A 16,274-nucleotide genomic window follows, 5' to 3' on the forward strand; every position below is an offset into this window, starting at 1 on the left:
CACATTAATCCGCTTAATCACCCGTCTTTCGAGAACCACCATGAGCGATTCGCCCTATATCTTCGACATCTCCGGCAGCGCCAGCTTCGAACAGCTGGTGATCGAAAACTCCTTCCAGAAGCCCGTCCTGGTGGATTTCTGGGCCGACTGGTGCGCGCCGTGCAAGGCACTGATGCCGCTGCTGGCGAAGATCACCGAGGAATACAACGGCGAATTGCTACTGGCCAAGGTCAACTGCGACATCGAACAGGACATCGTCGCCCGTTTCGGTATCCGTAGCCTGCCGACCGTGGTGCTGTTCAAGAATGGCCAGCCGGTCGATGGCTTTGCCGGTGCACAGCCAGAGTCGGCGATTCGCGAGCTGCTCAAGCCTCACGTCGCCGAACCGGCACCAGCCGCCGCCGACCCGATGGAGGCCGCACAGGCGCTGTTCAGCGAAGGCCGCTTTGCCGATGCCGAAGCCTTGCTCAAGGTGCTGCTGACGGAAAACAACGAACACGCTGCGGCGCTTATTCTCTACGCACGCTGCCTGGCCGAGCGCGGTGAGTTGGGCGAAGCGGAGGCAGTGCTCGGCGCCGTCAAAGGCGATGAGCACAAACAGGCCCTGGCCGGTGCACGCGCGCAGCTGACCTTCCTGCGCCAGGCGGCCGAGTTGCCGGACGTCGCCAGTCTGAAAACCCGTCTGGCGCAGAATGCCGATGATGATGAAGCGAGCTACCAGTTGGCCATCCAGCAACTGGCCCGCCAGCACTACGAGCCGGCGCTGGACGCCCTGCTCAAGCTGTTTATCCGCAACCGCAGCTACGCCGAGGGCCTGCCACACAAGACCCTGCTGCAAGTCTTCGACCTGCTGGGCAATGACCACCCACTGGTCACCACCTACCGACGCAAGCTGTATCAGGCGATTTACTGATCGTCACAACCGTCGATGGGTAACCCCCATCGACGTGGACTAACCCACCCAGTGATAGATCGGCGCATCGACACCGGTTTCCATACGCACCTGCGCGCAATGGCGCAACCGCACCAGCAGGCGCTTGCCCGCCGCCTCGCCACCCGCCAGCCCGGCCAGTTGCCCGAGCAGCTGCGGCCCATCGATCTGCCCCGCCTGGCGCAGCAACTCCAGCGTGGTTTGCCACAGCGCATCATTGGCCACAGGCGCGACAGCGGCTGCGGGGGCTGGAGGCGGTTCAAGGCTCACGTGCTGAGCCAGCTGTGCCCAGTCCTGCGCATCCAGCTCAACCGTTAGGTCCACCGGCCAGGCACCGATCTGCCCACGAATTCGCACCATCACTCTGCCCTCAGCTAATCAGCCGCCATGCTCCCACGTCCACTGCAGGCCGCCAAGCAAGGCTGGTCATGGACGTTAAAAAATTGTTATAACGTAACAAGCATTAACTTCTGATCGGAGATCACCATGCGCCGCCTGCTACTTGCCCTGCCGTTTGCCTTACTGCCCCCGGCCGCCCTCGCGGCCGAACACAGCCATGAACATGACCACGCGCATGATCACGCCGAGCACGGCAGCCTGGACGCTCACGAGCACGGCGCCGCGCAACTCAACGTGTTACTCGACGGCAAGGTGCTGGAGCTGCAACTGGAAAGCCCGGCAATGAACCTGGTGGGCTTCGAGCATGCTGCCAAGAGCGACGCCGACAAAGCCAAGGTTGCCGCCGCACGCAGCCAGCTGGAACAACCGCAGCCGCTGTTCGGCCTGAACGCGGGCGACTGCAAAATCAGTAAACAAGAGCTGGAAAGCCCGCTATTCGCCGAACATGCCGACTCGCATGAACATGAACATGAACATGAACATGAAAAGTCCCAAGAGAGCGAGCACAGTGATATCCACGCGCACTACACACTCGACTGCCAGAAGCCTGAAGAATTGAAACAACTTAACCTTGGCGAACTGTTCAAGCGCTTCCCCGCCACCGAGAAAATTCAGGTACAACTGATCGGCCCGGATGGCCAGCAGGGCCTTGAGCTGACGCCCGCACAGCCGACCCTGAGTTTCTAACCACCTTTTTGCAGCAGAACGGCCGGGGTAACCCGGCCGCTTACTTTATGAGTTCAGCCTTGATTCACTTGTCCAACCTCGGCTTTGCCTGGCCGGGCCAACCTGAGCTGCTGGACATCGACGCCTTCACCCTGCAACGCGGCGAAAGCCTGTTTCTCAAAGGCCCCAGTGGCAGCGGCAAGACCACCCTGCTCGGCCTGCTCGGCGGCGTACAGAAACCTAATCGCGGCAGCATCCGCCTGCTCGACCAGGACCTGAGTACGCTGTCCGCCAGCGCCCGCGACCGCTTTCGCGTCGATCACACCGGCTACATCTTTCAGCAATTCAACCTGCTGCCGTTTCTCTCGGTGCGTGAGAACGTCGAACTGCCCTGTCATTTCTCCGCTCTGCGTGCCAGCCGCGCGGTGCAACGCCATGGCAGCGTAACCAAGGCCACCAACGCCCTGCTAGCCCACCTTGGGTTACACCAGCCTGAGCTGCTGCAACGCCGCGCAGGTGATCTGTCGATCGGCCAGCAGCAGCGCGTCGCCGCTGCCCGTGCGCTGATCGGCCAGCCGGAACTGGTGATCGCCGACGAACCCACCTCGGCGCTGGATACTGATGCCCGCGAAGCCTTTCTCGAGCTGCTGTTCGCCGAGTGCCGCGAGGCTGGCTCCAGCCTGCTGTTTGTCAGCCACGACCAGAGCCTGGCAAGGCTGTTTGACCGCAGCCTGTCGCTGGCCGAGCTGAACAAAGCCACCCGTTTGGCGGAGATTTAACGATGTACCTATTGCGTCTCGCCCTCGCCAGCCTGGGCAACCGCCGCTTTACCGCCTGGCTGACGGTGTTTGCCATCGCCCTCTCTGTGTGCCTGCTGCTCGCGGTCGAGCGGGTGCGCACCGAAGCCCGCGCCAGCTTTGCCAACACCATCAGCGGCACCGATCTGATTGTCGGCGCGCGCTCGGGTAGCGTGAACCTGCTGCTGTACTCGGTATTCCGCATCGGTAATGCCACCAACAATATCCGCTGGGATAGCTTCGAGCAGTTAGCCCAGCACCGTCAGGTCAAATGGGCCATCCCGATCTCACTCGGCGATTCGCACCGTGGCTACCGGGTGATGGGCACCAGCCCGGCGTATTTCGAACACTACCGTTATGCCCGCAGCCAACCACTGCAACTGAGCAGCGGCCGCGCCTTTGCCGATGACCCGTTCGAGGTTGTACTTGGCGCAGAAGTGGCGCAAGCGCTCAACTACCAGCTCGATCAGGAGCTGGTGCTGGCCCATGGCGTGGCCACCATCAGCCTGGTTAAGCATGACGACAAACCGTTCAAGGTGGTCGGCATCCTCAAGCGCACCGGCACGCCGGTGGACCGCACCCTGCATATTTCCCTGGCCGGCATGGAGGCCCTGCATGTCGACTGGCAAAACGGCATGCCCGCACGCGGCGCGGCAACGGTCAGTGCTGAGCAGGCGCGGGCGATGGACCTGCAACCCAAGCAGATCACCGCCGTCATGCTCGGCCTGAACAGCAAGATCGCCACATTTAGCCTGCAACGCGAGATCAACGAGTTTCGTGGCGAACCGCTGCTGGCGATTCTCCCCGGCGTTGCGCTGCAGGAGCTGTGGAGCCTGATGGGCACCGCCGAGAAGGCGCTATTCGTGGTTTCGCTGTTCGTGGTGCTGACTGGACTGATCGGCATGCTTACGGCGATTCTCACCAGCCTTAACGAGCGCCGCCGCGAGATGGCGATTCTGCGCTCGGTCGGCGCGCGGCCCTGGCATATCGCCAGCCTGCTGATCGTCGAAGCCTTTGCCCTGGCCCTGGCCGGCGTACTGCTCGGTTTGCTGTTGCTGTACCTGGGCATCGCCGGAGCGCAGGGCTATGTGCAGGCGAATTACGGCCTGTACCTGCCACTGAATCTGCCGACCCGCTATGAGTGGACGCTACTCGGCGCTATCCTGAGCGCCGCCCTGCTGATGGGCTGTGTACCGGCCTGGCGCGCGTACCGCCAATCCCTGGCCGATGGCTTATCGATCCGCTTATGAGGCTTTTGCATGCACCGCTCTCTGCTCGCCACTCTGATGCTTACCCTGGCCCTGCCGCTGGCCGCGGCCGAGGTGCGCGAGCTGACCTGGTCGGAAATGGTCCCGGCCGACGCCCCGCCGCAAAGCACTGAACCGGCACCGATCCATGACCTCTCGCAGCTCGCCGATGCCCTCGCCGAGTCAGGCCCGGCGGCCATGCAGCAGTCGCCCGCAGCACCGGTGGTGCAGGCACTGGATGGCCAGCAGGTCAAACTGCCGGGCTATATCGTACCGCTGGATGTCACCGATGAAGGCCGTGTCACCGAGTTCCTGCTGGTGCCGTACTTCGGCGCCTGCATCCACGTACCACCACCACCGTCGAACCAGATCGTCCACGTCACCAGCGAACTGGGCGTGCTGATGGATGCGCTGTACCAACCGTTCTGGATCGAAGGCCCGCTCAAGGTCGAGCAGACCAGCAGCGAGCTAGCCGAAGCCGGCTACCAGATGGAAGCCGAGAAGATTTACGCCTACGAGCTGCCAGATAGCTAAAGCCCAGCGCAGCCGTCAGCCAACAAAACGCTGCCCGGCTGCTGTTGCGGGGCGCATGAGTGGTACAAAGCCCCACCGAGGCATACCAAGCCATCCGGACACCGGTGTGCGACAAGCGACAACCACCTGATTATTTTGATAGCAAGCTACTTTATTGAGCTGGATCAACAGCCGAATTTTCACGCGCCCTAACATCGTATTCAGCCAATACGAACCGATGCTTTTGGGAGCACATCATGCGTACATCTCTGTTTACTGCCTCATTGCTGGCCCTGGCCATTGCCGCCCCACTGGCGCACGCGCACCAGGCTGGCGACATCATCGTGCGCGCCGGTGCGATCACCGTTGACCCGCAGGAAAGCAGCAGCGACATCTGGGTGGGCGCACTCGGGATGGATGTAGCTGGCACCAAGGCCACCCTGGACAGTGACACCCAGTTGGGCCTGAACTTCGCCTATATGCTGACCAACAACATCGGCATTGAGCTGCTGGCCGCCACCCCGTTCAGCCATGACGTCGGCGTGAAAGGCATGCCGGGCGGCTTTGCTGGCCTCAACGGCAAACTGGGCAGCCTCAAACACCTGCCGCCGACCCTGAGCGTGGTGTACTACCCGCTGGATGCCAGCTCGGCCTTCCAGCCCTATGTAGGCGCAGGTATCAACTACACCTGGTTCTTCGACACCAAGCTGAGCAGCGAAGCAGAAGGTAAAGGCTTCAGCGGCCTGGACATGAAGGACTCCTGGGGCCTGGCCGCACAGGTAGGCATGGACTACATGCTGACGGACAACATCATGCTCAACGCCCAGGTGCGCTACATCGACATAGAAACCACTGGCACCACCAACATCCTCGGTGACAAGGTCAAGGTCGATGTGGACGTGGATCCGTTCGTTTACATGGTTGGCCTGGGCTACAAGTTCTAAGCCCTCAGGCATAAAAAAACCGGCCCTCACGGCCGGTTTTTTTATGCCGTCGCACGCTCAGCCTTGCGCCAGCAGGCGGCGCAATCCTTCGCGCATCGGTGTCGCAGCAGGCAATTGGTAATGCGCTTGCAAACGCTGGTTGTCAGCCCGCGAATGACGAATATCGCCGGCGCGCGGCGCCTGGTAATTGACCGCAGGCAGGCCGCCACACAGCTCACCAATCTGCGCCAGCAGCTGATTCAGACTCACAGCTTCATTCCAGCCGACGTTTACCGCCCCCTCAACGACTTGCGGCGCGGCCAGCGCCTGAGTCAGCAGCGCGACTAAGTCTTCGATATAGAAGAAGTCGCGGGTCTGCTCGCCGTCGCCGAATACGCTAATCGGCAACCCCTGCTGCACGCGCTGGGTGAAGATGCTGATCACCCCGGAGTACGGCGAGGACGGATCCTGACGCGGGCCGAAGATATTGAAGAAACGAAAGATCGCCGGCTCCAGGCCATGCTGGCGGCGATAGAAATCCAGGTAATGCTCACTCGCCAGCTTGTCCGCCGCATAGGGCGTCAGCGGCGCTTTGGGTGTGCTTTCATCAATCGCCAAGCCTTCGCCGTTGTTGCCGTACACCGCAGCGCTGGAGGCAAACAGCACACGCTTGACGCCATGCAGGCGCATCGCCTCACAGATGTTCAAGGTGCCGACAAAGTTGCTCTGGTGGGTCGCCACCGGATCATCCACCGAAGCCTGTACCGATGCCACGGCAGCCAGATGCGCCACAGCCGCACAGCCGGCCACCGCCTGCACGACCACAGCGGCATCGGCCACATCGCCCTGAATAAACTGCAGGCGCGGGTTATTCAGCGGCAGGTTGGTCAGCTTGCCCATCGACAGGTTATCCAGCACCCGCACGCTATGGCCCTGAGCCAACAAGGCATCGACCAGGTGCGAGCCGATAAAGCCGGCTCCGCCAGTAACCAGAACAAGACGCGAATCAGACATGACGGTAATAACGATCCAGTAGGCTCGGCAGCCCCGAGCGCCAGGCACGTGGTTTGATGCCGAAGGTATGCAGAATTTTCTTGCACGACAGCACGGCATGCTGCGGCTCTTCAGCCGCATCCGGGCGAGCGCTGTGCGCCTGGGGGCTCACTTCATCGACCAGGTTGCTGCGGAAGTTGCGTGCCTCGCTGAGCACCGCTTGTCCCAGCGCCAGCGAAGTGGTCGCCTCATGGCCGCCGTAGTGGTAGGTGCCCCACAGCGGCGTCTGGCAATCCAGCTGCTTGAGTACGGCGAGAATTACCCGCGCGGCATCATCGACCGGGGTCGGGTTACCGCGCCGGTCATCGGCCAGCAACAGCGGTTCATCATGCGCAGCGCGGGTGAGAAAACGCCCGAGCAGGCCGTTGGCGCTGTCATCCAGCAACCAGCCGAAGCGCAGCAGCACATGCCGCGGACAGGTCGCCCGCACCCGCTGCTCAAAGCGCCACAACGCCTGCCCACGCACACCCAGCGGCAGCGGCTCTTCCTTCTCGCTGTAGGCCGTTGCCCGCACACCATCGAAGACGCGGTAGCTGGACGGCTGCAACAAGCGGATCTGGTGGTGCTGGCAAAGCTCGGCCAGGCGTTCAACGGCACGCTCCTGAGCAGCAAACTGCGCCTCGCTGACCACTTCGGCCTGGAACCAGTCGAAATAGTAGGCAAGGTTGATCAGGGCATCGGGACGGGTGTCATCGAGCAGCTGGGTCAGGCTGGCGGGATCCCAGCCTGACTCCGGCGGTTTCGGCGCGAGAAAACCAATGTCTTCTTCGGCGCCGAGGCGGATCAGGGCCTGCCCCAACGCATTACCGCCACCCAGCAGCATCAGCCGCATACGCATGATAGAGCGCTAACTCAGCGAGTCAGAACGGGATATCGTCGTCAAAGCTGTCGAAATCCGGCGCAGGCTGAGCCGCCTGCTGCGGAGCCGGACGCGGGGCCGACTGCTGCTCACGCTGCGGCGCAGGGCGTTGTTGACGAGGCGCGGAATCGCCACCGGCGTTATCCGGACGACCGCCGAGCAGCTGCATGGTGCCCTGCATGTCGACAATGATTTCGGTGGTGTAGCGCTTGATGCCGTCTTTTTCCCACTCGCGGGTTTGCAGTTTGCCTTCGATGTACACCTGCGAACCTTTACGCAGGTATTCGCCGGCAATCTCGGCGACCTTGCCGAACAGCGACACACGGTGCCACTCGGTTTTTTCGACCTTCTGGCCGGTCTGTTTGTCAGTCCACTGCTCGCTGGTCGCCAGGCTCAGGTTGGTAACCGCGTTGCCGCTCGGCAGGTAGCGGGTTTCCGGGTCCTGTCCGCAGGTACCGACCAGAATGACTTTGTTAACCCCACGGGCCATAACGTTCTCCTAGGCTTTCAGCACGCCACCGGCGCCGACTCTATGAGGCGCTCAAGGGACGTGCGGTCCAATTGTTGGGTATCCACTTTGATATAGATGGCCGCTTCATCGCGCACCACTACGGCATCCGCCACTCCGGGCACAGCCTGTAAACGCTCGGCCAACCCCGTCTCTTGCAAGGCCGCAGCTGAAAGCGGCAGACGCAGGCTGGTGACATACGGCGGTTCGCGCATAGTAACAGCAAAGGCCAGCCAAAAAAGCGCCAGCAGGGCACAGCCCGCAAACACACCCGACAGGCTGTAGTGCTGATACAGCCAGCCGCCGAGGATGCCACCGACGGCCGCGCCGAGGAACTGACTGGTGGAATACACCCCCATTGCCGTGCCCTTGCCGCCGGCCGGCGCGACCTTGCTGACCAGCGATGGCAACGAAGCCTCCAGCAGGTTGAAGGCGGTAAAAAACACCACAGTACCGAGCACCAGAGCACGCAGGCTGCTGCCGAACCACCAGAAGAACAGCTCACAGAGCAGCAGCACGCTGACCGCACCCAGCAGCACCTGTTTCATCCGCCGCTTTTTCTCGCCGTAGATGATAAACGGCACCATGCCGAAGAAACCCACCAACAGCGCCGTCAGGTAGACCCACCAATGCTCTTCCTTGGCCAGCCCGCCCTGCTCCACCAGCGCCAACGGCAAGGCAATAAAGCTGGCCATCAGAATCGCGTGCAGCACCAGAATGCCGAAATCCAGGCGTAACAGATCCGCATGCCTGAGCGTTGGCCACAACGCCTGCCGGGCCACACCCGACTCGCGATGCTGCAACGGCCCAGCAGCGCGCGGCACCAGGCCGGCAACGATAACAATCCCCAGCAACGCCATGGCTGCCGTGGCGAGAAACAGCCCGGACAACCCGAACGCACGGGTCAGCAGCGGACCGACCACCATCGCCACGGCAAAGGACAAACCAATACTCATGCCGATCATCGCCATGGCCTTGGTGCGATGCTGCTCGCGGGTCAGGTCGGAGAGCAGCGCCATCACCGCCGCAGAAATCGCCCCAGCACCTTGCAGAATGCGCCCGGCAATCACCCCGTAGATGGAGTCGGCGTTGGCTGCCAGCAGGCTGCCGGCGGCGAAGATCAGCAGCCCGACATAGATCACCGGACGCCGGCCGATGCGGTCACTGAGCATGCCAAACGGAATCTGCAGAAACGCCTGGGTCAGGCCATAGGCCCCAATGGCCAGGCCGATCAGCGCGGGCGTGCTGCCTTGCAGGTCCATGCCATAGGTCGCCAGTACCGGCAGCACCATAAACATACCGAGCATGCGGAACGCGAACACCAGCGCCAAGCCACCGGCCGCACGGGTTTCACTGCCGCTCATGCGCTCGCTGTGCGGATCATGCATGGGAAAGGCCCTGTCGAAATAGGCGGCGATTCTAGCAGCACTCAAACCATGCGGCACAGCAGTGACGCTTTGCCGCGCCCGCCTCCAGAGCCGTATACTCGGTGGTTTTCCGCCCGCCATGCGAGGCCGTTGTTAGGGAGCCTCTAAAAGCGTTGGCGAGGCCGCCAGCGCGAGGCGCAACGACCAACGGGAGTAACAGCCGGAGGCTGGCCCGAAGGGTGAGCGCCAGCGAATCAAGCAGGCGAAGAAGCGCAGTTTACAAGTAGTAAATGAGCATTTGAGCCTGTTTTTAACGAAGCGATGGCAACGCAGACAGCTATTAGAGGTTCCCTAAGTGGACAAGATTCTGATTCGGGGGGCTCGTACCCATAACCTGAAAAACATCGACCTGACCCTGCCGCGCGACAAGCTGATCGTGATCACCGGCCTGTCCGGTTCCGGCAAGTCATCCCTGGCCTTCGACACCCTCTACGCCGAGGGTCAGCGCCGCTACGTGGAGTCGCTGTCGGCCTATGCCCGGCAGTTCCTGTCGATGATGGAAAAGCCCGATGTCGACACCATCGAGGGCCTGTCGCCGGCGATTTCCATCGAACAGAAATCCACCTCGCACAACCCGCGCTCCACCGTCGGCACGATCACCGAGATCTACGACTACCTGCGTCTGCTCTACGCCCGCGCCGGTATTCCACGCTGCCCGGATCATGACCTGCCGCTGGAAGCGCAAACCGTCAGCCAGATGGTTGATCAGGTACTGGCCTTGCCTGAGGGCAGCAAACTGATGCTGCTGGCCCCGGTGATTCGTGAACGCAAAGGCGAACACCTGGCGATCTTCGATGAGCTACGCGCCCAGGGTTTTGTCCGTGTGCGAGTCAACGGCAAACTCTACGAGCTGGACGAACTGCCGAAGCTCGACAAGCAGAAGAAACACAGCATCGACGCCGTAGTCGACCGCTTCAAAGCGCGCGGAGACTTGCAGCAGCGCCTGGCCGAATCCTTCGAGACCGCCCTCAAGTTGGCCGACGGCCTGGCTCTGATCGCCCCCATGGAAGGTGAGGAAGGCGAAGAAATCATCTTCTCCGCGCGCTTTGCCTGCCCGACTTGCGGCCACTCGATCAGCGAGCTGGAACCCAAGCTGTTCTCCTTCAACAACCCGGCCGGTGCCTGCCCGACCTGCGACGGCTTGGGTGTTAAGCAGTTCTTCGACACCAAGCGCCTGGTCAATGGCGAGCTGACCCTGGCCGAGGGCGCGATCCGCGGCTGGGACCGGCGCAACGTCTATTACTTCCAGATGCTTGGCTCCCTCGCCGCACATTACGGCTTCAGCCTGGAAGTGCCATTCGATGAGCTCAGCGCCGAACACCAGAAATGCATCCTGTTTGGCAGCGGTACGCAGAACGTCGACTTCAAATACCTCAACGACCGTGGCGATATCGTCAAACGCTCGCACCCCTTCGAAGGCATCGTGCCGAACCTAGAGCGGCGCTACCGCGAAACCGAATCCACCAGCGTGCGTGAAGAGCTGGCCAAGTTCCTCAGCACCCAGGCTTGCCAGGATTGCCGCGGCACCCGCCTGCGCCGGGAAGCGCGGCACGTCTGGGTTGGTGAGAAAACCTTGCCGGCGGTCAGCGGCCTACCGATTGGCGACGCTACCGAGTATTTCGGCAGCCTCAACCTGCCCGGGCGCCGCGGTGAAATCGCCGAGAAGATCCTCAAGGAAATCCGCGAGCGCCTGCAGTTCCTGGTCAACGTCGGCCTCGACTACCTGACCCTGGACCGCAGCGCCGACACCCTGTCCGGCGGTGAGGCCCAGCGCATTCGCCTGGCCAGCCAGATCGGCGCTGGCCTGGTCGGTGTCATGTACATCCTCGACGAACCGAGCATCGGCCTTCATCAACGCGACAATGAACGCCTGCTCGGCACCCTGAAACACCTGCGTGACATCGGCAACACGGTGATAGTGGTGGAGCACGACGAGGATGCCATCCGTCTGGCCGACTATGTAGTGGATATCGGTCCGGGTGCCGGCGTGCATGGCGGACAGATCGTCGCCCAGGGCACTGCAGCCGAGGTCATGGCTCACCCGGACTCGCTGACCGGCAAGTACCTGTCTGGCCGGGTGAAGATCGCTGTACCTGCCAAGCGCACGCCACGCGACAAGAAGCTCTCGCTGAAAATCAAAGGGGCGCGTGGCAACAACCTGCGCAATGTCGACCTGGAAATTCCGATTGGTCTGCTCACCTGCGTCACCGGCGTGTCCGGCTCGGGCAAGTCGACGCTGATCAACAACACCCTGTTCCCGCTCAGCGCCACAGCACTGAATGGCGCGACCACCCTGGAAGCCGCTGCTCACGACAGCATCGACGGCCTGCAACACCTGGATAAGGTGGTCGATATCGACCAGAGCCCGATTGGCCGCACACCGCGCTCGAATCCGGCGACCTACACCGGGCTGTTCACCCCGATCCGCGAGCTGTTTGCCGGCGTGCCGGAAGCACGCTCGCGCGGTTATGGCCCGGGGCGCTTTAGCTTCAACGTCAAGGGCGGTCGCTGCGAAGCCTGCCAGGGCGACGGCCTGATCAAGGTGGAAATGCACTTCCTGCCGGACATCTACGTGCCCTGCGACGTGTGCAAGAGCAAACGCTATAACCGCGAAACCCTGGAAGTGAAGTACAAGGGAAAGAGCATCACCGAAGTGCTCGACATGACCATCGAAGAAGCCCGCACCTTCTTCGATGCCGTACCAGCCCTGGCGCGCAAGCTGCAAACGCTAATGGACGTAGGCCTGTCCTATATCAAGCTCGGCCAAAGTGCTACCACCCTGTCCGGTGGCGAGGCGCAACGGGTAAAGCTAAGCCGTGAGCTGAGCAAGCGCGACACCGGCAAGACCCTGTATATCCTCGACGAGCCGACCACAGGCCTGCACTTCGCCGATATCCAGCAACTGCTCGAGGTGCTGCACCGCCTACGTGACCATGGCAACACCGTGGTGGTAATCGAGCACAACTTGGACGTGATCAAGACCGCTGACTGGCTGGTGGACCTCGGCCCTGAGGGCGGCTCCAAAGGTGGCCAGATCATCGCCTTTGGCACACCGGAAGAAGTCGCCGAGATGCCGCAATCGCATACCGGTTACTTCCTCAAGCCGCTGCTGGAACGTGATCGGGCTTAATCGCTCGCGCAATAAAAAGCCCCGCACATGCGGGGCTTTTTATGACAGCAGGCTGACTTACATCTGCGTCTGCAGGTAATTTTCCAGCCCCAGCTTGTCGATCAGGCCCAGCTGAATCTCCAGCCAGTAGGCGTGATCCTCTTCGGTATCCTTCAGCTGTACCAGCAGAATGTCGCGGGTCTGGTAATCCTGATGCTGCTCGCACAGGGCAATGCCTTTGCTCAGCGCTGCACGTACGTGATACTCCAGCGCCAGATCAAGCTTGAGCATTTCCGGCACGCTTTGGCCAAAGCGGAAACTGTCGGGCACCATATCGGGCGTGCCTTCCAGAAACAGAATGCGCTTTAGGATCGCATCAGCGTGTTGCGTCTCCTCTTCCATCTCGTGATTGATCCGAGTGTAGAGCTTGCTGAAGCCCCAGTCTTCATACAGACGCGAATGCACGAAGTACTGATCACGCGCGGCCAGCTCGCCCTTGAGCAGAACCTTCAGGTAATCGATGACTTCTACATGGCCTTTCATGGGCATTTTCCTTGGCAAGCGACAAACAAGCGCTAATGCTGGCTGGCTGTAGCCAATGGGTCAAGCGCAGCGAATACAGCCATCGAGCAGGCATAGATGAACGGTGTTGCAGGCATAAAAAAACCGGGCCAAGGCCCGGTTTTTTCATACAACCTACGACTTACTCAGCGTCTACAGCTGCACCAGCGACCGGACGGTCAACCAGTTCAACATAGGCCATTGGAGCATTGTCGCCAGCGCGGAAACCGCACTTGAGGATACGCAGGTAACCGCCCTGACGGGTGGCGTAGCGCTTGCCCAGGTCGTTGAACAGCTTGCCGACGATGGCTTTCGAACGAGTACGGTCGAAGGCCAGACGACGGTTGGCAACGCTGTCTTCTTTAGCCAGAGTGATCAGCGGCTCGGCAACGCGACGCAGTTCTTTGGCTTTCGGCAGAGTAGTTTTGATCAGCTCATGCTCGAACAGCGATACCGCCATGTTCTGGAACATGGCCTTGCGGTGTGCGCTGGTGCGGCTGAGGTGACGGCCACTTTTACGATGACGCATGGTTCAATTCCTTACCAAACTCACGTTCGGTGATGATGACGATCAGGCAGTCGCCTTATCGTCTTTCTTCAGACTTGCCGGCGGCCAGTTGTCGAGGCGCATACCGAGGGACAGACCGCGAGAAGCCAGAACATCCTTGATTTCGGTCAGGGATTTCTTGCCCAGGTTCGGGGTTTTCAACAGTTCTACTTCGGTGCGCTGAATCAGATCACCGATGTAGTAAATGTTTTCTGCCTTGAGGCAGTTAGCCGAACGTACAGTCAGTTCCAGGTCATCAACCGGACGCAACAGGATCGGATCGATCTCGTCTTCCTGCTCGATAACAACAGGCTCACTGTCACCTTTGAGGTCGACGAACGCAGCCAACTGCTGTTGCAGGATGGTTGCGGCGCGGCGAATAGCCTCTTCAGGGTCCAGAGTACCGTTGGTCTCCAGGTCGATAACCAGTTTGTCCAGGTTGGTACGCTGCTCAACACGAGCGTTTTCCACCACGTACGACACACGGCGTACCGGGCTGAACGAAGCGTCAAGCTGCAAGCGACCAATGCTGCGGCTTTCGTCTTCATCGCTCTGACGAGCGTCAGCCGGCTCATAGCCGCGACCACGAGCTATGGTGAGCTTCATGTTCAGCGCGCCAGTGGACGCCAGGTTGGCGATTACGTGGTCGCCATTGACGATTTCGACATCGTGATCCAGCTGAATATCGGCAGCGGTAACTACGCCCGAGCCATTCTTCGCCAGAGTCAGAGTCACTTCGTCACGACCGTGCAGTTTGACAGCCAGACCTTTCAGGTTGAGCAGGATTTCAATGACGTCTTCCTGAACACCTTCGATGGCGGAGTACTCATGGAGTACACCATCAATCTCGGCCTCGACTACTGCACAGCCAGGCATGGAGGACAACAAGATGCGACGCAGCGCGTTGCCCAGGGTATGGCCAAAACCACGCTCGAGAGGCTCGAGAGTGATCTTCGCACGGGTCGAACTGACCACCTGCACATCAATGTGACGGGGGGTCAGGAACTCATTTACCGAAATCTGCATGGATGCACCTATTTTCTAGCCCTTACTTGGAGTAGAGCTCGACAATCAGGCTTTCGTTGATGTCAGCGGAGAGATCACTGCGCGCCGGGACGTTTTTGAACACGCCAGACTTTTTCTCAGTGTCTACATCTACCCATTCAACGCGGCCACGCTGGGCACACAGCTCAAGAGCTTGAACAATGCGCAGCTGATTCTTCGATTTCTCGCGGACTGCAACCACGTCACCAGCTTTAACCTGGTAGGACGGTACGTTGACAGTTTTACCGTTTACGCTGATCGACTTGTGCGATACCAGCTGACGGGATTCAGCGCGGGTAGCACCGAAGCCCATGCGATAAACCACGTTATCCAGACGGCACTCGAGCAGTTGCAGCAGGTTCTCACCAGTAGCGCCTTTCTTGCCGGCAGCTTCTTTGTAATAACCACTGAATTGACGCTCAAGCACACCGTAGATACGACGAACTTTTTGCTTTTCACGCAGCTGGGTGCCGTAGTCGGACTGACGGCCACGGCGCTGACCGTGAATACCTGGGGCTGCTTCGATGTTGCACTTCGATTCCAGAGCGCGAACGCCGCTTTTCAGGAAAAGATCAGTGCCTTCACGACGAGACAGTTTGCATTTGGGACCAATGTAACGAGCCATTTCTCACTGTCTCCTGATTACACGCGACGCTTCTTCGAAGGACGGCACCCGTTGTGCGGGATTGGCGTCACATCGGTGATGCTGGCGATCTTGTAACCGCAGCCGTTCAAAGCACGGACAGCGGACTCACGACCCGGACCGGGACCCTTGACGTTAACGTCGAGGTTCTTCAGGCCGTATTCCAGCGCAGCTTGACCAGCACGCTCAGCAGCCACCTGGGCAGCGAACGGGGTGCTTTTACGCGAGCCGCGGAAACCCGAACCACCCGAGGTAGCCCAGGACAAAGCATTGCCCTGACGGTCAGTAATGGTCACGATTGTGTTGTTGAAAGAAGCGTGGATGTGGGCGATGCCATCAACCACCGTCTTTTTGACTTTCTTACGAGTACGAGCAGCAGGTTTTGCCATGACTAGATTCCTGTCGATGCGCGAATGCGATTACTTGCGGATCGGCTTACGCGGGCCCTTACGGGTACGCGCGTTGGTCTTGGTACGCTGACCGCGAACCGGCAGACCACGACGATGACGCAGGCCGCGGTAGCAACCCAGGTCCATCAAGCGCTTGATTTTCATGTTCACTTCACGACGCAGGTCGCCTTCGGTATTCACCTTGGCCACTTCGCCACGCAGCTGCTCGATCTGCTCATCAGAGAGATCTTTGATTTTTGCTGCCGGATTTACACCGGTAGCAGCACAGATTTTCTGTGCAGTGGTGCGACCAACACCGAAGATGTAGGTCAGCGAGATAACAGTGTGCTTGTTATCCGGAATGTTAACGCCTGCAATACGGGCCATTCAGTGGAACTCCAATTGACAGCTACCTACGCCCCGGAAGCCAAGAAATAGGGCGCGAGATATTAACGCTGTAATAACAAATAATCAACCCGGCAGCGCACTAGCTGCCGGGCTTGTAACGCTCAATCACACTCAGCCTTGGCGCTGTTTGTGACGCGGTTCCGCGCTGCAAATCACTCGCACAACACCTTCACGGCGAATAATTTTGCAGTTACGGCACAGCTTTTTCACCGATGCACGAACTTTCATCACCAACTCCTCGAACCTTATG

Annotated in this window: 19 protein-coding genes; 7 read left to right on the forward strand and 12 right to left on the reverse strand. The window is 60.3% G+C overall.

Annotated elements, in window-relative coordinates:
* The first annotated feature begins 40 nt into the window (after positions 1-40).
* Positions 41-913 (forward strand): thioredoxin, encoded by an 873-nt coding sequence (trxA, locus tag ACSQ17_RS07000; protein WP_436068100.1) that lies wholly within the window; start codon positions 41-43, stop codon positions 911-913.
* Between the two features lie 39 nt (positions 914-952).
* Here the strand turns inward: trxA and ACSQ17_RS07005 are convergent, their stop codons facing one another.
* Positions 953-1,291: a hypothetical protein gene (locus tag ACSQ17_RS07005; protein ID WP_436070442.1), complete on the reverse strand. Its 339-nt coding sequence runs from the start codon at positions 1,289-1,291 to the stop codon at positions 953-955.
* 126 nt (positions 1,292-1,417) lie between these two features.
* Between ACSQ17_RS07005 and ACSQ17_RS07010 the strand changes: the two genes are divergently transcribed.
* From ACSQ17_RS07010 to ACSQ17_RS07030, 5 genes are all read left to right on the forward strand, one after another.
* A complete protein-coding gene (locus tag ACSQ17_RS07010; RefSeq protein ID WP_436068101.1) occupies positions 1,418-2,017 on the forward strand; it encodes a DUF2796 domain-containing protein in 600 nt (199 codons plus the stop codon).
* 47 nt (positions 2,018-2,064) lie between these two features.
* The gene (locus tag ACSQ17_RS07015; protein WP_436068102.1) at positions 2,065-2,775 is read left to right on the forward strand and encodes an ABC transporter ATP-binding protein; all 711 of its coding nucleotides are present in this window, start codon (positions 2,065-2,067) and stop codon (positions 2,773-2,775) included.
* 2 nt (positions 2,776-2,777) lie between these two features.
* On the forward strand, positions 2,778-4,043 hold the full coding sequence (locus ACSQ17_RS07020; RefSeq protein ID WP_436068103.1) for an ABC transporter permease: 1,266 nt from the start codon (positions 2,778-2,780) through the stop codon (positions 4,041-4,043).
* A gap of 9 nt (positions 4,044-4,052) precedes the next feature.
* Positions 4,053-4,574, forward strand: coding sequence for a DUF3299 domain-containing protein (locus ACSQ17_RS07025; protein ID WP_436068104.1), 522 nt, complete (start codon positions 4,053-4,055; stop codon positions 4,572-4,574).
* 236 nt (positions 4,575-4,810) lie between these two features.
* Positions 4,811-5,497 carry an OmpW/AlkL family protein gene (locus tag ACSQ17_RS07030; RefSeq protein WP_436068105.1) on the forward strand — a complete coding sequence of 229 codons (687 nt, stop codon included), beginning with the start codon at positions 4,811-4,813 and terminating at the stop codon, positions 5,495-5,497.
* A gap of 57 nt (positions 5,498-5,554) precedes the next feature.
* Here ACSQ17_RS07030 and ACSQ17_RS07035 read toward each other — a convergent pair whose 3' ends face one another.
* From ACSQ17_RS07035 to ACSQ17_RS07050, 4 genes are read right to left on the reverse strand one after another with little or no spacing between them, the layout of a single operon-like run.
* Positions 5,555-6,490, reverse strand: coding sequence for an NAD-dependent epimerase/dehydratase family protein (locus ACSQ17_RS07035; RefSeq protein WP_436068106.1), 936 nt, complete (start codon positions 6,488-6,490; stop codon positions 5,555-5,557).
* On the reverse strand, positions 6,483-7,367 hold the full coding sequence (locus ACSQ17_RS07040; protein ID WP_436068107.1) for a sugar nucleotide-binding protein: 885 nt from the start codon (positions 7,365-7,367) through the stop codon (positions 6,483-6,485). The genes ACSQ17_RS07035 and ACSQ17_RS07040 overlap by 8 nt, the downstream gene beginning before the upstream one ends.
* A 22-nt stretch (positions 7,368-7,389) precedes the next feature.
* Positions 7,390-7,878, reverse strand: coding sequence for a single-stranded DNA-binding protein (locus ACSQ17_RS07045; RefSeq protein ID WP_436068108.1), 489 nt, complete (start codon positions 7,876-7,878; stop codon positions 7,390-7,392).
* 17 nt (positions 7,879-7,895) lie between these two features.
* Complete coding sequence (locus ACSQ17_RS07050) at positions 7,896-9,284, reverse strand: MFS transporter (protein WP_436068109.1); 1,389 nt, start codon at positions 9,282-9,284, stop codon at positions 7,896-7,898.
* 334 nt (positions 9,285-9,618) lie between these two features.
* On the opposite strand from ACSQ17_RS07050, the gene uvrA reads away from it, so the two are divergent.
* Complete coding sequence (gene uvrA, locus ACSQ17_RS07055; protein ID WP_436068110.1) at positions 9,619-12,453, forward strand: excinuclease ABC subunit UvrA; 2,835 nt, start codon at positions 9,619-9,621, stop codon at positions 12,451-12,453.
* Between the two features lie 57 nt (positions 12,454-12,510).
* Here uvrA and bfr read toward each other — a convergent pair whose 3' ends face one another.
* The 7 genes from bfr to rpmJ all read right to left on the reverse strand — a co-directional run bounded on the left by bfr (position 12,511) and on the right by rpmJ (position 16,252).
* Positions 12,511-12,975: a bacterioferritin gene (bfr, locus tag ACSQ17_RS07060; RefSeq protein WP_436068111.1), complete on the reverse strand. Its 465-nt coding sequence runs from the start codon at positions 12,973-12,975 to the stop codon at positions 12,511-12,513.
* Positions 12,976-13,135: 160 nt separating this feature from the next.
* Positions 13,136-13,522, reverse strand: coding sequence for a 50S ribosomal protein L17 (gene rplQ / locus ACSQ17_RS07065; RefSeq protein ID WP_160347644.1), 387 nt, complete (start codon positions 13,520-13,522; stop codon positions 13,136-13,138).
* A gap of 42 nt (positions 13,523-13,564) precedes the next feature.
* Positions 13,565-14,566 carry a DNA-directed RNA polymerase subunit alpha gene (locus ACSQ17_RS07070; protein ID WP_436068112.1) on the reverse strand — a complete coding sequence of 334 codons (1,002 nt, stop codon included), beginning with the start codon at positions 14,564-14,566 and terminating at the stop codon, positions 13,565-13,567.
* A 22-nt stretch (positions 14,567-14,588) separates the two neighbouring features.
* Positions 14,589-15,209 (reverse strand): 30S ribosomal protein S4, encoded by a 621-nt coding sequence (gene rpsD / locus ACSQ17_RS07075; protein ID WP_108487737.1) that lies wholly within the window; start codon positions 15,207-15,209, stop codon positions 14,589-14,591.
* A 17-nt stretch (positions 15,210-15,226) separates the two neighbouring features.
* Complete coding sequence (gene rpsK / locus ACSQ17_RS07080) at positions 15,227-15,616, reverse strand: 30S ribosomal protein S11 (RefSeq protein WP_013789773.1); 390 nt, start codon at positions 15,614-15,616, stop codon at positions 15,227-15,229.
* 30 nt (positions 15,617-15,646) lie between these two features.
* Positions 15,647-16,003, reverse strand: a complete 357-nt coding sequence (gene rpsM / locus ACSQ17_RS07085) for a 30S ribosomal protein S13 (protein WP_010487012.1) — start codon at positions 16,001-16,003, stop codon at positions 15,647-15,649.
* Positions 16,004-16,135: 132 nt separating this feature from the next.
* The gene (rpmJ, locus tag ACSQ17_RS07090) at positions 16,136-16,252 is read right to left on the reverse strand and encodes a 50S ribosomal protein L36 (protein ID WP_002555468.1); all 117 of its coding nucleotides are present in this window, start codon (positions 16,250-16,252) and stop codon (positions 16,136-16,138) included.
* Positions 16,253-16,274: the final 22 nt, after the last annotated feature.

The organism is Pseudomonas sp. LjRoot71, from assembly GCF_964253255.1.
Taxonomy (GTDB): Bacteria; Pseudomonadota; Gammaproteobacteria; order Pseudomonadales; family Pseudomonadaceae; genus Aquipseudomonas.

Excerpts from the sequence above, each read along its gene's own strand:
- ACSQ17_RS07020 (WP_436068103.1), top strand. The coding sequence starts at position 2,778 with ATGTACCTATTGCGTCTCGCCCTCGCCAGCCTGGGCAACCGCCGCTTT.
- rpmJ (WP_002555468.1), bottom strand. The coding sequence starts at position 16,252 with ATGAAAGTTCGTGCATCGGTGAAAAAGCTGTGCCGTAACTGCAAAATT.
- ACSQ17_RS07070 (WP_436068112.1), bottom strand. The coding sequence starts at position 14,566 with ATGCAGATTTCGGTAAATGAGTTCCTGACCCCCCGTCACATTGATGTG.
- rplQ (WP_160347644.1), bottom strand. The coding sequence starts at position 13,522 with ATGCGTCATCGTAAAAGTGGCCGTCACCTCAGCCGCACCAGCGCACAC.
- ACSQ17_RS07030 (WP_436068105.1), top strand. The coding sequence starts at position 4,811 with ATGCGTACATCTCTGTTTACTGCCTCATTGCTGGCCCTGGCCATTGCC.
- bfr (WP_436068111.1), bottom strand. The coding sequence starts at position 12,975 with ATGAAAGGCCATGTAGAAGTCATCGATTACCTGAAGGTTCTGCTCAAG.
- rpsK (WP_013789773.1), bottom strand. The coding sequence starts at position 15,616 with ATGGCAAAACCTGCTGCTCGTACTCGTAAGAAAGTCAAAAAGACGGTG.
- ACSQ17_RS07015 (WP_436068102.1), top strand. The coding sequence starts at position 2,065 with ATGAGTTCAGCCTTGATTCACTTGTCCAACCTCGGCTTTGCCTGGCCG.
- ACSQ17_RS07050 (WP_436068109.1), bottom strand. The coding sequence starts at position 9,284 with ATGCATGATCCGCACAGCGAGCGCATGAGCGGCAGTGAAACCCGTGCG.
- ACSQ17_RS07040 (WP_436068107.1), bottom strand. The coding sequence starts at position 7,367 with ATGCGTATGCGGCTGATGCTGCTGGGTGGCGGTAATGCGTTGGGGCAG.
- trxA (WP_436068100.1), top strand. The coding sequence starts at position 41 with ATGAGCGATTCGCCCTATATCTTCGACATCTCCGGCAGCGCCAGCTTC.
- ACSQ17_RS07035 (WP_436068106.1), bottom strand. The coding sequence starts at position 6,490 with ATGTCTGATTCGCGTCTTGTTCTGGTTACTGGCGGAGCCGGCTTTATC.
- rpsM (WP_010487012.1), bottom strand. The coding sequence starts at position 16,003 with ATGGCCCGTATTGCAGGCGTTAACATTCCGGATAACAAGCACACTGTT.
- ACSQ17_RS07005 (WP_436070442.1), bottom strand. The coding sequence starts at position 1,291 with ATGGTGCGAATTCGTGGGCAGATCGGTGCCTGGCCGGTGGACCTAACG.
- ACSQ17_RS07010 (WP_436068101.1), top strand. The coding sequence starts at position 1,418 with ATGCGCCGCCTGCTACTTGCCCTGCCGTTTGCCTTACTGCCCCCGGCC.
- ACSQ17_RS07045 (WP_436068108.1), bottom strand. The coding sequence starts at position 7,878 with ATGGCCCGTGGGGTTAACAAAGTCATTCTGGTCGGTACCTGCGGACAG.
- rpsD (WP_108487737.1), bottom strand. The coding sequence starts at position 15,209 with ATGGCTCGTTACATTGGTCCCAAATGCAAACTGTCTCGTCGTGAAGGC.
- ACSQ17_RS07025 (WP_436068104.1), top strand. The coding sequence starts at position 4,053 with ATGCACCGCTCTCTGCTCGCCACTCTGATGCTTACCCTGGCCCTGCCG.